At 48.0% G+C, this 13702-nt stretch carries 10 protein-coding genes; 6 read left to right on the forward strand and 4 right to left on the reverse strand.

Annotation, left to right across the window (positions count from 1 at the left end; genetic code table 11):
• Positions 1-15 precede the first annotated feature (15 nt).
• A complete protein-coding gene (locus J2736_RS31860) occupies positions 16-1701 on the forward strand; it encodes a vWA domain-containing protein (protein ID WP_310502575.1) in 1686 nt (561 codons plus the stop codon).
• A 33-nt stretch (positions 1702-1734) separates the two neighbouring features.
• Complete coding sequence (locus J2736_RS31865; RefSeq protein WP_310502576.1) at positions 1735-2874, forward strand: toxic anion resistance protein; 1140 nt, start codon at positions 1735-1737, stop codon at positions 2872-2874.
• An 892-nt stretch (positions 2875-3766) separates the two neighbouring features.
• On the opposite strand, the gene J2736_RS31870 is transcribed toward J2736_RS31865, so the two are convergent.
• From J2736_RS31870 to J2736_RS31885, 4 genes are read right to left on the reverse strand one after another with little or no spacing between them, the layout of a single operon-like run.
• Positions 3767-4231, reverse strand: a complete 465-nt coding sequence (locus J2736_RS31870) for a RidA family protein (RefSeq protein ID WP_310502577.1) — start codon at positions 4229-4231, stop codon at positions 3767-3769.
• Positions 4232-4285: 54 nt separating this feature from the next.
• Positions 4286-5890 (reverse strand): N-acyl-D-amino-acid deacylase family protein, encoded by a 1605-nt coding sequence (locus J2736_RS31875; RefSeq protein WP_310502578.1) that lies wholly within the window; start codon positions 5888-5890, stop codon positions 4286-4288.
• Positions 5891-5910: 20 nt separating this feature from the next.
• Positions 5911-7017 carry an alanine racemase gene (locus tag J2736_RS31880; protein ID WP_310502579.1) on the reverse strand — a complete coding sequence of 369 codons (1107 nt, stop codon included), beginning with the start codon at positions 7015-7017 and terminating at the stop codon, positions 5911-5913.
• Positions 7014-7676, reverse strand: coding sequence for a helix-turn-helix transcriptional regulator (locus J2736_RS31885; RefSeq protein WP_310502580.1), 663 nt, complete (start codon positions 7674-7676; stop codon positions 7014-7016). Before J2736_RS31885 ends, J2736_RS31880 begins: the two co-directional genes overlap by 4 nt.
• A 205-nt stretch (positions 7677-7881) precedes the next feature.
• Between J2736_RS31885 and J2736_RS31890 the strand changes: the two genes are divergently transcribed.
• The 4 genes from J2736_RS31890 (at position 7882) to J2736_RS31905 (ending at position 13658) form a co-directional block, all read left to right on the forward strand.
• A complete protein-coding gene (locus J2736_RS31890) occupies positions 7882-9669 on the forward strand; it encodes a sensor histidine kinase (protein ID WP_310502581.1) in 1788 nt (595 codons plus the stop codon).
• Between the two features lie 5 nt (positions 9670-9674).
• Entirely contained in the window at positions 9675-11228 is a 1554-nt protein-coding gene (locus J2736_RS31895) for a response regulator transcription factor (RefSeq protein ID WP_310502582.1), read from the forward strand.
• Between the two features lie 132 nt (positions 11229-11360).
• The gene (locus tag J2736_RS31900) at positions 11361-12707 is read left to right on the forward strand and encodes an extracellular solute-binding protein (protein WP_310502583.1); all 1347 of its coding nucleotides are present in this window, start codon (positions 11361-11363) and stop codon (positions 12705-12707) included.
• Positions 12708-12782: 75 nt separating this feature from the next.
• Entirely contained in the window at positions 12783-13658 is an 876-nt protein-coding gene (locus J2736_RS31905) for a carbohydrate ABC transporter permease (RefSeq protein WP_310502584.1), read from the forward strand.
• Positions 13659-13702: the final 44 nt, after the last annotated feature.

The raw sequence follows: 13702 nt of genomic DNA on the forward strand, positions 1-13702 counted from the left end.
TGAGGTGAACTAGCTATGAAAAAGAGTAAGTTCTTCCTGCTATCTGTCTTTTTAATCATAATTGTATTTATTGCGGTCTATGCCGGCGTCAGCTACACGACCCATCTAGGCAAAACAGATCTGCAAATTACAGCAGAAGATGCTGCGAAACAATTGAGCAAAGCCTATGGGAAAATTTCTGTGACGAACGGAACGCCAGTCAAGGGTCAGATTGATATTAATCCCGCGGATGTGGCCTCATCTTTACCGGATATTTCGAAATTTCCGATAACCGTGAACAATACGACAGACAACTTTGTGGAAATATTCTCCTCGACTGAGAAATCCGGCAGTGGCGTTGACGGCTGGTTAACGGATGTTGCGAATGCTTTTAATAAAGCCCAAATTCAAGTGAATGGAAGGCCTGCATCAGTTAAAATCCGTAATATCGCTTCCGGGACAGCGGCGGACTATATCAAATCAGGTGCTTACCTGCCGGATGCCTATACACCTTCGAATGAGCTTTGGGGCGAGATGGTTAAGGCGGCTGGCGTAAAAACACAGCTTGTTGCCAAACGACTTGTTGGGAATGTGCCCGGCATTGTGATTTCAAAGAAAAAGTACGATACGTTAGTCGAAAAATACGGTCCGATCAATGTTCAAACGATGACCGAGGCGATTGCCAATAATGATTTTGCCATGGGCTACACGGACCCTTTCGCAAGTTCAACAGGCCTTAACTTTCTGGTAACGGCTTTACGTACCTTTGATAGCGCCAATCCAATTAGTGAGAAGGCTGTGCAAGGCTTCGAGAAGTTCCAAACGAACGTCCCGTTCATTGCGTCTACCACGCTTCAAATGCGGGATGCCGCTAAGTCGGGGATGCTGGATGGCTTCGTGCTAGAATATCAAACCTTTCAGAATGCATCGGAGCTTACGAGTGACTATATGTTTACACCTTTTGGCTATCGTCATGACAGTCCGCTCTACGCAATAGGGGATCTGCCAGCAGCGAAACTTAATGTGATTAACCAATTTGCCGAATTTATTGCACAGGCCAAATATCAACAAGCTGCTAAAGAAAAAGGGTTTAACGGACTCGAAAATTATAAAAATGATCTCACAATCATGGATGGCAATATACTTACTTCCGCGCAAAAAGTCTGGAAAGAAAAGAAAAATGGCAGCAAGCCGCTTGCAGCAGTGTTTGTGACGGATGTATCGGGCAGTATGGACGGTAAACCAATCAGTCGATTGAAAGAATCCCTGCTTAAGGGTCAGAAATACCTAGGCAAAGAAAATAGAATCGGTCTCGTCTCCTACTCGAACGGGGTGACCATTAATCTTCCAATCGCCAAGTATGATACCAATCAACAGTCGTTATTTGTAGGTACTGTGAATAGTCTGCAAGCAGGCGGCGGGACCGCAACCTTCGATGCCATCGTCGTAGCGATGAAAATGTTACAGGATTACATGGCCGCAGATCCTAATGTGAAACCGCTGATTTTCGTATTAAGTGATGGAGAAACCAATGCAGGTCATTCGTTAAAAGATATTCAAGGTATGATTGAAAGCTATCATATCCCCATCTACACGATTGGTTACAATGCAGATATTGAAGCGCTCCAGCGTATTTCAAGCATCAACGAAGCAGCGAGCATTAATGCAGACACAGATGATGTTGTTTATAAAATAAGCAATCTGCTCAACGTCCAAATGTAAGGTAACTTATACCGTTCAGAGGGGGAGTTCGATTTGTCATTTTCGATGGAAATAGCAGGGGATGAAGAACTGAAAGCCGTTGTTGAGGAGCAGGTGAGGCCGGTTCCGGAGGAAGTTGTTAAGCTAAAAGCACAAGCCGAAAAAAATGTCCTAACGATTATGGAGCTGGACCTTGATTCTTTGGAGAAACGCAAGCAAATTCTCGCGACAGTCGAAAACTTCGGCTTGGAGACTATGCGAGCCTCCTCGGAGAAAAATGCTTTGCTTCATGTAACCGTAGGTAAGCTTTCCAAAGCGGGGGATGAGGGGGGCGTCGTGGCCCAAGGGCTTGGCGAGCTGCAGATGCAAATGAAGGACCTCGATCCCAGCGGTATCGACTTCGCGAAACGCGGGTTTCTAGGGAAATTGTTCAACCCGATGAGAGCTTATTTTCATCAGTTTGATAAAGCCGATGTTGTTATTGCCAATATTATCGAGATGCTTAATAAGGGTAAAATGGGACTGAAAGATGACAATACGACACTTCTCATCGAACAACACGCACTTCGGGAGCTGACGAAGAGGCTCCGTAAAGAGATCCAATTAGTTGCCTATATGGATGAATCAATTGAATCCCAAATCGCGGTGGCCAAAGCAAGAAACGATGACCCGGAGAAGATTAAATTCATTACAGAAGAGATCCTGTTCCCACTTCGTCAGAGAACGCTAGATATGCAAGCCATGATGGCAGTCAATCAACAAGGTTTCATTACCTTTGAAGTGGTTATTCGTAATAATAAAGAGCTTATCCGTGGCGTCGATCGAGCGAGTACAGTCACAGTTGCCGCATTACGGGTCGCTGTAACAGCTGCGAGTGCCTTAGCGAATCAAAAAGTGGTGCTGAAACAGCTTAATGCCTTATATACAACAACGAATACATTCATTGAACATACGGGTCAGATGCTGAAGCAACAAGGTGTCGACATTCATAAAGGTGCCATTGCAGCCAGTATTTCGGCGGACTCCTTGAAGAAAGCCTTCGTAGACAGCTTTGAGGCGCTGCATGCAATCAGCACCTACAAGCAAGAAGCGCTTCCGAAGATGCGCGAAACGATTGCGCAGTTCCGCGAATTGGCGGAAACAGGCGAGAAACAAATTCTGCGGCTGGAGAAAGGTGCAGCAGTGGGACTATAAAAGAAACAACCTCCGACTTCAGTTGAAGTAGGAGGTTGTTTTTGTTTACCCGTCTATCATAGTTCAAGATTAGCTCTCAGTACTATCCCCTAGGCTCAGGTGACCTCTGTTTTAGTTGGTGTTCCGCGCGAAGGGGATAGTGGCAGAAGAAGAATTTATCATCACTATCCCCTAGGCTCAGGTGACCTCTGTTTTAGTTGGTGTTCCGCGCGAAGGGGATAGTGGCCGAAGAAGAACCTATCATCACTGTCCCCCAGGCTCAGGTGAGCATTACCAGTGGAGGTTCTGAGCCTAGGGGATAGTGGCCGAAGAAGAACCTACCATCACTATCCCTTAGGCTCAGGTGCCCACTACAAGAGGAGGTTCTGAGAGAAGGGTATAGTGGCCGAAGAAGAACCTACCATCACTATCCCCTAGGCTCAGGTGACCACTACCCGTGGAGATTCTGAGTGAAGGGTATAGTGGCCGAAGAAGAACCTACCATCACTATCCCCTAGACTCAGGTGACCAGTACCAGTGGACGTTCTGAGCGAAAGGGATAGTGGCTGAAGAAGAACCTATCATCACTATCTCCTAGGCTCAGGTGACCACTACCAGTGGGTGTTCTGAGCGAAAGGTATAGTGGCCGAAGAAGAACCTATCATCACTATCCCCTAGGCTCAGGTGACCACTACCAGTGGACGTTCTGAGCGAAAGGGATAGTGGCCGAAGAAGAATCTATCATCACTATCCCTTAGGCTCAGGTGATCACTACCAGTGGACGTTCTGAGCGAAAGGGATAGTGGCTGAAGAAGAACCTACCATCACTATCCCCTAGGCTCAGGCCACCACTATCAGTGGAGGTTCTGAGTGAAGGGGATAGTGCCAATAGAATAATGTGTCATTTATATAGTTAGTCGCGGATTTCAACGATGAGCTCAATTTCCACTGGCGTGTGGAAAGGAAGATCACTAGTACCGATCGCGGAGCGGGCATGCTTGCCATTTTCGCCAAAAATATCAACAAGGAGGTTGGAAGCGCCGTTGATGACATAAGGCTGGTCACCAAAACCGGAGGCGCTGTTGACGAAGCCGAGCATTTTTACGATTTTGACTACACGATCCAAATCGCCCAAATAGCCTTTCATGACGGCTAAGCAGTTGATGATGGTCTGACGAGCTGCTTCTTGACCTTGCTCAATGGTGACTTCACGGCCGAGTTTACCTTCGTACATGAGCTCACCGTTGATGCGGCAATCTTGTCCTGACAAGTAAATTAAGTTACCGGTTTGCGTACATGGGAGATAGGTGAAACGCGCTTCTGGGGATGGGGGAAGTGTGATACCAAGCTCTTGCAAACGGTTTTCGATAACGGACATAGGGATGACCTCCAAGTCAAAGTTAGGTTTTGTTATAAGTTTTAGCTCAAAAGATTAATGACGACAGCAATGCTGTGCGCGAATGAAGCTGCCTTCCCGTGCTTGGGTGTGTTGACCACCGGTCAATGATAGCGCGCCATTCACAACAACATGCGAGATGCCATCCGGATATTGTCTTGGATTTTCGAATGTCGCATGATCCTGAATGGTATCTGGATTGAACACCGCAACATCCGCGATGTAGCCAGGAACAATCAGTCCTCGCTTACCAAGCTTGAAACGCTGAACAGGGAAGGATGTCACTTTGCGTACCGCCTGCTCCAAGGTCAGAATGCGATGCTCGCGAACGTACTTCGCGAATACACGAGGGAACGTCCCATATAAGCGGGGATGCGGCTTCCCAGTGTCACAAGTGAGACTATCTGACGCGATGAGCGATTTATCGTAAGCAACAACTTGCTGCACATCTTCGTCAGACATGTGGAAGTAGACGATGGAGATGCGGCCTTCTTCTTCCAAAAGGAGATCCATCATACAATCGGCTGGCTCCTGCCCGCGAATCTCGCTAATCTCGGCAAGGTGTTTGCCTTCGAGATGGCGATTGCGTTCCGTGTGCATGGCGGAAAGGAACACGCTTTGCCAGCCTGTGGAACAGACTAGGTTATCCCAGGTCGTCTGTTCGTGGCTTAATTCTTCACGAACACGGGCACGAAGCGAGGGATCTCGCAGCACCTCAAGCGCACTTTCTATGCCGCCTTCTAGCACCCATGGAGGCAGAATCGTCGTTAAACTGGTGGATCCAGCATTGTACGGATACACATCGCATGTAACATCCATGCCGCGTGAGCGTGCATCCTCAATGAGCTCCAGCGCATCGGTAATTTGCCCCCAATTGCGCTTGCCAGCTGCTTTGAGGTGAGAGATGTGGAGGGAAACGCCGGCTTTTTCGGCAATCCAAATGACTTCTTTCACAGAAGGCAATAGATTGTTTCCCTCACCCCGAATGTGTGTAGAGAAGAGTCCGTTATATTTCGGTAAGACAGAACAGAGCTCAGCAATTTCCTCTTTGCTCGTATAGCTGCCCGGCGCGTAGAGCAGTCCGATGGAGAAGCCAATTGCACCAGCCCGCAGACCTTCTTCGAGCATTGCTTTCATCTGTGCGATTTCGGGCCCAGTTGCTGGACGATTGGCAAAGCCCATCACCGCAATACGCAGTGCCCCGTGTGCAACGTAAGTTGCCATATGTTCAGATGGACGCGAATGAGCAACAGCATCCATATATTCAGCAACGGATTCCCATGGCCATTGCCATTTGGTTTGACCGAGCACAGGCTGCACATAGCTTTGAAGCAGCTCAGCTTGTGAGGGGACAAAGGGAGCAGGAGCGAGTCCGCAGTTGCCGACAACTTCGGCGGTAACGCCTTGACGCATTTTGATTTCACTGTGCGGATAATCGAAGATCATAAGATCGGAATGGCAATGCCCATCAATAAATCCAGGTGAGATCACTTGTTTGTTCACGTCGATGACTTTCAAAGCTTCCTCATGAAGCTGACCAACAGCGACGATCTGGTTCCCTTGGATACCGACATCACCGGCAAACCAAGGATTTCCTGTGCCATCGACGATGCGGCCGTTTTTCAAAATAAGATCCAACATCAAGTCTTCACCTCCGGAATTTATTCCAACATGCCCCGTGCAAGCACAGGCAAGCGTTCGAATGTGTCTCCACGCTGCATGACAACATGATTGTGCAGGTTAATGGTACTGCAAATATGATTCGGAATAATGCGCAGCTGGTCGCCGACTTTCAGGTCAGCGGCTTGCGCCGATGGGCCAAGCTCGATCATGCCGTGCTCTTCGGTCATGCGCACGAGCAGGGCATCTTCCAGGCCATGAATATGGCCGAACCCGCGCAGCTGCAAGGGATGCGTGCCTGGCTGCACATCGGTGGCGAAGGTTTTGCTGCCGCCGTCGATGATCGCCAGATCCGCCGAAGGACGGCTCACGACTGTGACGAGCACGCTGCCGGCGCTGTCACCAAGCCCGCAGACGCCTAGCTGCGCCTGCATCCGGTCTTGATACACGTAGGTGCCGGGACGAACTTCCGTCACCCCTGGGACTGCCGCCGCATACAGTGCCGTCGGCGTCGATCCCACGCTGACATCCGCGATGGCGATGCCAGCGGCTCTAAGGCGGTCGGCCAGCCGGGCCATGAGCTGGCCTTCTTCCAAACCGGCTGCTGCCACGTCGAGCGTGGGCTTGCCGGCAAGCAGGGCACCGCGGAACGTGTAGATGCCGGTTAGCCGCAGGTGCGGCATGCCCGCAATCTCCAAGGCAAGCGCTTCCGCCGCTTCATACGGCACACCGGTTCTGCGCAGACCGGTGTCAATCTCTAACCGAACCTGCAGCATATGACCATGCTTAGCCGCGGTTTGTTCCATCAGCTTGGCGCCGGCCAAGCTGTCTACGCCCACGAGCAGCTCGATCTCCTCGCTAAGACGAATGGCTCGTTCAATCTTACTCGCAGTCACCAACGGATAAGCGATAAAGATATTCATAATCCCATGCGCAGCCATGACTTCGGCTTCGGAAACTTTCGCCACGGTTATGCCGACGGCACCTGCATCGATTTGTTGATGGGCGACAACGGGAAGCTTATGTGTTTTGGCATGCGGACGCAGTTGAACACCATGCTGCTGAACACGCTCTGCCATGGTTGCTATATTCCGTGCCATGATTTCTGTATCAATAAGGACACAGGGCGTTTCTAGGGAGATGGTCATAGGGAATCACTCTCTTTCGCGTTGCTTTTACCTTCTTCCAGATGGCTGTACAAGGTGTATTTGGAGATGTTGAGATACGTGCAAATTTTCTCGCCGCCTTTTTTAATCAGAAAAGCACCCTTGGCATCGAGCAGCTGAATCATACGCATCTTATCTTCTTTGGTCATGACGGCGACGGGTTTGCCGATGACTTCTTGTGCTTCTTGAATCAGAGCATCGAGGAGGTCGCTTACGCTCGTTACGAACGATTCCCTCACCTCAGATGGCTCACCAGCGGGATTGATCAGGTTTTTCAATGTCTTCTCGGCGACCATGAGATCCGTGATATCCGTGTTAATACAGAGAGAACCGATGATTTTGCCCGCTTTATTTTTCATATAAATCGAGCTGGATCGCAGAATGCGTCCGTCCTTCGTTTGGGTCAAATAGTTAAATTTGTTGCCGTTTACATGATTGCCTCGGAGGAGCTCAAGACCTAGATTGGTGCCAGGATCTCCGACTTTGCGTCCCGTGATGTGACCGTTGGCAATGGCGACGATGGTGCTCTCATAGGAACCCGTCAAATCGTGCAGTACGACTTCGCAGTTCTCGCCGAATTGAGCGGCAAGACCAGTCACCAAATCAGCCAAAAATACGAATTCATCCTGAATGGATTCCATAGTGGTTATCCCCCCTTGCAGGTTGTAGGTTATTATGAGCAAAATGGTATCACAAACTTTTCGAATGTCAAACAAAAAGTTTGTTAGGCTAAAAAAAAGTATGATTTTCCACTGTTGCTCATGATACTATGGTAAAAAGATCATGGTAAGAGGAATGCTATGTGTTACCAGAAGATGGATCTGCTAGATGAATGGAGGATCTCCCATGAAGCGGTGGTTTGCCAAATCACTCAATCGCAAGCTCTCATTGTTAATTTTATTCGCAGTTGTTTTACCTTTACTTACGATGGGAACGGTCTCCTACCGCATTGCAACCTCGGTCACGGAGGATAAAGCGAAGGAAGCGGGCATGAATACCCTGAGGCAGATGACAGACAAGCTTGATTTTGTTATTCAGGATGTGGAGAACATGTCGATCTTCTTAATCGGGCAGAGGGATGTTCAGGCTTATCTTGGTAAAGAAGAAAGCGATATTAATCTGTATTCGCAGCTGATCGGGACACTATGGAACTTATCCTATTCCAAAAAGTATATAGCCAACATTACGATTGCGCCAAAAAATAGTAATCCTGTGTTATACACAACAACGATTACGAATTCAGGTATGGTGCCACTTTTGCAACAGTACGAAACAACGAATAAATCAGCACCCAAATGGTGGTCGCCGCTCTATGACATTCAGACTTCCGACGGTTTACGTAAGGTCATTTCACTGGTTAGACCAATCCGGGACTTCAGTTTATTCAAAAACTTAGGCACCTTATCCTTCTCCTTAGATCAATCAGAGATTGAGCATTACTTGACCGAAGCAGGCTGGGAAACGAGTGGATTTGTTGTGTTGGTCGATGCCAATAATCGGATTATTGCTGGCGGCGATTCGAAGTGGCTGATGAAGGATATGTCCGATGTATTCCCCAACCTGCATGGACTTACAGAAACAAGCGGCGTGTCGAGTGTACTGCAAGGGATGCATCCTTACACCGTTCTATACAATGGACTTCCACGCGTCGGATGGAAATTAATAGGTTTCATTCCGACTGAAATATATCAAAAACAAAACGGATTCGTCCTGACGGTTACAGCCGTCACCATCCTCATTGCACTTTTGCTGGCGATGGCGCTGGTTATTTATTTCTTGCGATGGGTCACGAATCCGCTGATGATATTGACCAAATATCTCAAAGATCTGAATCCTGACGAGATGATTCCTACGTTTGAGGTGAAAAGCGTGGATGAGGTCGGTTTGCTCGTTCACAGTTACAATAAGCTGAGTGACCGGATCAGCCGTCTGAAGGATCAAGTGCAGCTCAACGAAGCGATGAAGAAGGAAGCTGACATTATGGCGCTCCAAGCGCAGATTAATCCACACTTTTTATATAACACCTTGTCATCTATCCACTGGATTGCTCTGATGAATAAAGATCGGCAAATTGCCGAGATGGTCGGTGCACTCAGTGACTTCTTACGTTTTAGCCTAAATAAAGGGGAGGAGTACTGTGTTGTTCAGCAGGAGGTTTCCCATGCACGGAATTATGCGTACATTCAAGCGATTCGATTCCCAGATCAGTTCGATATTGAATTTTTTATTGACCCAGGCATGACACAAAATGTCATGTTGAAGTTGCTGCTTCAACCCTTGATTGAAAATAGTTTAATTCACGGTATTCAGAAGAAAAAAACCAAAGGCCATATCTATGTCCACGGCGAGCTGCGGGAGCATGATATGAAATTTGTTGTGGAGGATACAGGAATTGGGATGGATGAGGCTAAGCTACGTGACATTCATGGACAATTAGCGAGCGCGAATCAGAAGCTGGGTATCCGAAGTGAAGCAGATGCAGAGAGGAAGAAAGTCGTGACCAGCTATGGACTCGTTAATGTGCATCGCAGGTTGCTGCTGCATTATGGTGCAGGTTCTGGTCTCGTACTGGAGAGTACGTTGGGTACGGGTACCCGAATTACATTCATCATTCCTCGTGAGATGGGAGAGTAGTCAGTATGAGAATTTTAATTGTGGATGATGAGGTTATTATACGAACGGGCTTATGTACCGTGATCGATTGGAAAGAACTTGGCTTGGAGCTGCTGCCTGCCGCTTCGTCTGCAGAAGAGGCTTTGGAGCGCATTCCGCAGGAGAAGCCGCATATTGTTTTGACCGATATTCGGATGTCGGGGATGGATGGCATCGAGCTTGCTCGGGAGATCAAACTTATTTTTCCGGATACGGAAATCATTATTCTCACCGGATATGATGACTTTAGCTATGCGCAGCAGGCTTTACGTGGCGGTGTGATGGATTATTTGCTTAAAACAAGCCGCCCGGAAGAGATCATTAAAGCCGCATTGAAAGCGAAGCAGAACATCATGGATAAATGGGAGTCGGTGAAGCAGGATAACCTTCAGCAGGCTGCGTTGCGCTCACAATTGCTGGAGAGGGCTTTGAATCGTGGCTTGCACGATGATGAGGAGGCTCGTGCACAGCTTCATCAGTGGTTTTGTAAAAATGGTGTCGACACCAAAGCAGATCATGGTGCGGGGATTGCCAGACAGGTACTTCTTGTATCCTGCTCGGGCTGGGTGACGTTTGCTGAGTTGCTGCAAGGTGCGGCTGAGAATATACTGTACGAGCTTTTGCCTTGTGTAACGCTGATGGATAAGGACCATCTCGTCATGGTTGTTCGATATGAAGCTGGGCTAACGGATGTCGCGGCTCTCCATAAAGCGATCCAACGGGTCACCGAAACACTGAAATGTGCTGTTTTTGCAGCGCTTGGACCTGTTGTACACGATGATGAGGGACTCCGTATGTCCTATCGGGTTGCGAAAGAAGTGTTTACCTTCCAAGGACTGCTCGGTTCAACAGGGCTGTATACCCAACAGGATATTCAAGATCGAAGCGGGAGCCGTACGGTTTGCACGGAGAAAGAGGAGGCAGAGCTTGCTGCTATCCTTATGAATGATAATGCGACAGATCTCAGACATTGGGTCAATTTAAAAGTTCGAACACAGCTTGAGGACGCCGCGGCTACACCGCTGTCTGTCCAAGGATACTTGCAGTCGATGGTGATCGCTGGACATCGTTGGTTAGAGAGAGCCAGTACGACAGAGCAGGATCTATCGGCATTAAGCGCACTCTCTAAGCTAGAGGGGGAAGGACGTCCTGAAGAGGAAGTATTCAAGGTGCTATCAGCGATCATGAACATCTTCCATCAGGGACTAGATCAGAATAAGTATGCCTACATCCATAAAGCGATTGCGTATATTCGGGATAATCTCCATCAGCCTATATCGCTCCAACAAGTTGCAGGTTTCGTCCATATTAATCCCAATCATTTCAGTGAGGTATTTAAGCGGGAGACCGGCTGCACCTATATTGAGTTTGTTACTCGGGAACGTATGAAGCTAGCTACGGATATTGTGCAGAGCACGCAAATGAAAGTGAGCGATATTGCTAGACGCGTGGGTTATGAGGATATCAAATACTTTACGCAGCAGTTCAAAAAGCACACGGGAAGAACACCATCCGAGTTTCGACAAGGAGGCAAAGACTGAAATATGTCCCCCTTCGCACCGAAGTCTCTCCCGTACCTTGGCAGACGAATGTCCCCTATACTAAAGGAGTAACGAAGAGCGCTCGCAAGTAAAGGAGCTAGTTGCTACGAAACTTTTGGGAGGTCCGAACGAATGAAAAAGTCATTTATCGTTACACTGGCGGCTGCGATGTCACTTTCGTTGATGGCAGGTTGTGGGTCGAGTGGAAATACAGATGGAACGAAAGATACCACTGCACCGGCTAAAACAGAAACAGCAAAGCCTGGTGAGAAAGTTAAGCTTTCTATCTGGCACAACTATACAGGCGAAGATACACGTGCCAAAACCATGCGCGAATATATGGATAAGTTCAAGAAGGATCATCCGAATGTAGAGTTGGATATTCAGGGGATTCCACCCGATGGATACCGCCCACGTCTAAAAACCGTAGCTGCAGCAAATGAAATGCCGGATCTATTCGTTATGTGGCCAGGCGTAATGACGAAGGAGTTCGTCGGTGGTGACTTAATCCAGCCAATTAATGAGCTTCTTGATAGCAAAGCGGAGTGGAAAGGCAACTTTATGCCAGGTTCCTTCGACGATTTCACCATTTCTGGCAAAACGTATGCGGCACCTATGGCCTTATCGCCAACATCCATTCTTTATTACAACAAAGAAATCTTCAACAAATATAATGTACAACCGCCGAAAACATGGGATGACCTGATGAAACTGGTGGATACGTTCAAAAAGAATAACGTAACGCCAATCGCGCTTGGTAACAAGGCGGCGTGGGTAGCACAATCAAGTATCCTGAGCTCCTTGGCCGACCGTGTAACAGGAACAGAGTGGTTCTTGAAAGCCGTTGATCAAAATGGCGCGAAATTTACGGATCCTGAATTTGTTCAATCCTTAACGTACTTGCAACAGCTTGGCAAAGCAGGCGCTTTCCAAGAAGGATTCAACAGCATCGACAACACACAAATGGAACAAATGTTCGCTCAGGGGAAAGCCGCAATGATGATCGATGGCGGTTGGGCATTGCCGAACCTAGCAGCGAGCGCTTCCAAAGAAGCTCTTGCGAACTTGGCAGTTACTGTCTTACCATCCGTACCGAATGGTAAGGGTGATCCGAACACGCTTTCCGGTGTTGTTGGAACAGGTTTAGGTATGAGTAAAAAAGTAACTGGCGCGCAAAAAGCTGCCGCTTACGAGTTGATCTACGCGTTGTCAGGGCCAGAAGCACAGAAAGCGATTCTAGAAGGCAACCAGCTTGTAAGCTACAAGGTAGCATTGGATACAAGTAAAGTAACTTCCCTTTTCGCCGAAGTTTACAAAATGATGGGCACTGTAAAAATGACGCCTGTCTACGACGGCAGACTAAGCTCCTCAAGCGCAGATGTCGTGAACAATGGACTTCAAGAGCTTCTGATGGGCGCTAAGCCAGAGGATGTTGCTAAGAAAGTGCAAGATGCGCAAGCGAAAGCAATTGGCAAATAAGATTATGCACAAAGGACTCCAGCCTCAGCTTGGCTGGAGCCTTTTTTCCAAAAAAAGCTTACAAGGAGGGGCATCATGAACGTGTCCGCAAGAATGAGAGGATTCATCACCATAGGGCTCCTTCCAGCCTTAATCATCTATTTGTTTTTTGTTGTCGTACCGCTGTTCTGGTCGGCGTACTATGGCTTTTTTGACTGGAAAGGCATTGGCGCAGCGAAATTTATTGGGATGGATAACTATATCGAAGTTTTTACAGATCCGATCTTTTGGAAAGCTTTTAAAAATAACATGCTGATCGTTGCCGCCTCTGTCTTTGGGCAAGTGCCGATTGCGATGATCCTAGCGCTTCTCTTAATGCGCAGTACACCTTTTCAACGAATCATTCGTGCTTCCGTCTTTATGCCCATGGTATTGTCCTCTGTCGTTGTCGGGATTATCTGGGGATACATCTACCACCCGCAAATCGGTATTCTGAACTTCTTGCTGGATGGCATTGGCCTTGATAGCTGGAAGAAAGCTTGGCTCTCCGATCCGAAAGTATCGATGTTCGCACTGATGGTGCCGATCATCTGGAATTATATTGGTCCTTACATGATTATGTTCATTGCTGCCTTACAAAATATTTCTCCTGAAATCGAAGATGCTGCTCAATTGGATGGCGTCGGACCGGTTCGCAAGCTATTTGCTGTCACACTGCCCATGATTTGGGATACGGTGAAGGTAGCGATCGTGCTTTGTATTTCAGGCTCCTTGAAAGCGTTCGATCTGATCTACGTCATGACAGGCGGCGGCCCTGCGCATTCCACGGAATTGCTGGCTTCCTATATGTATAACAGTACCTTCAATGTATATCGTTTCGGGTTCGGCAGCGCATTATCCACAGCGATTATTCTTCTAAGTTTGCTTCTGATCGTGGGCAGTCAATATGTAATGAAGCGAGACTATCGATAAGGCAGATCAAATCATTCATCTCTTGTAGGAGGGACATCTATGAA

This window comes from Paenibacillus qinlingensis, from assembly GCF_031455095.1.
GTDB classification, from domain to species: Bacteria; Bacillota; Bacilli; order Paenibacillales; family NBRC-103111; genus Paenibacillus_E; species Paenibacillus_E qinlingensis_A.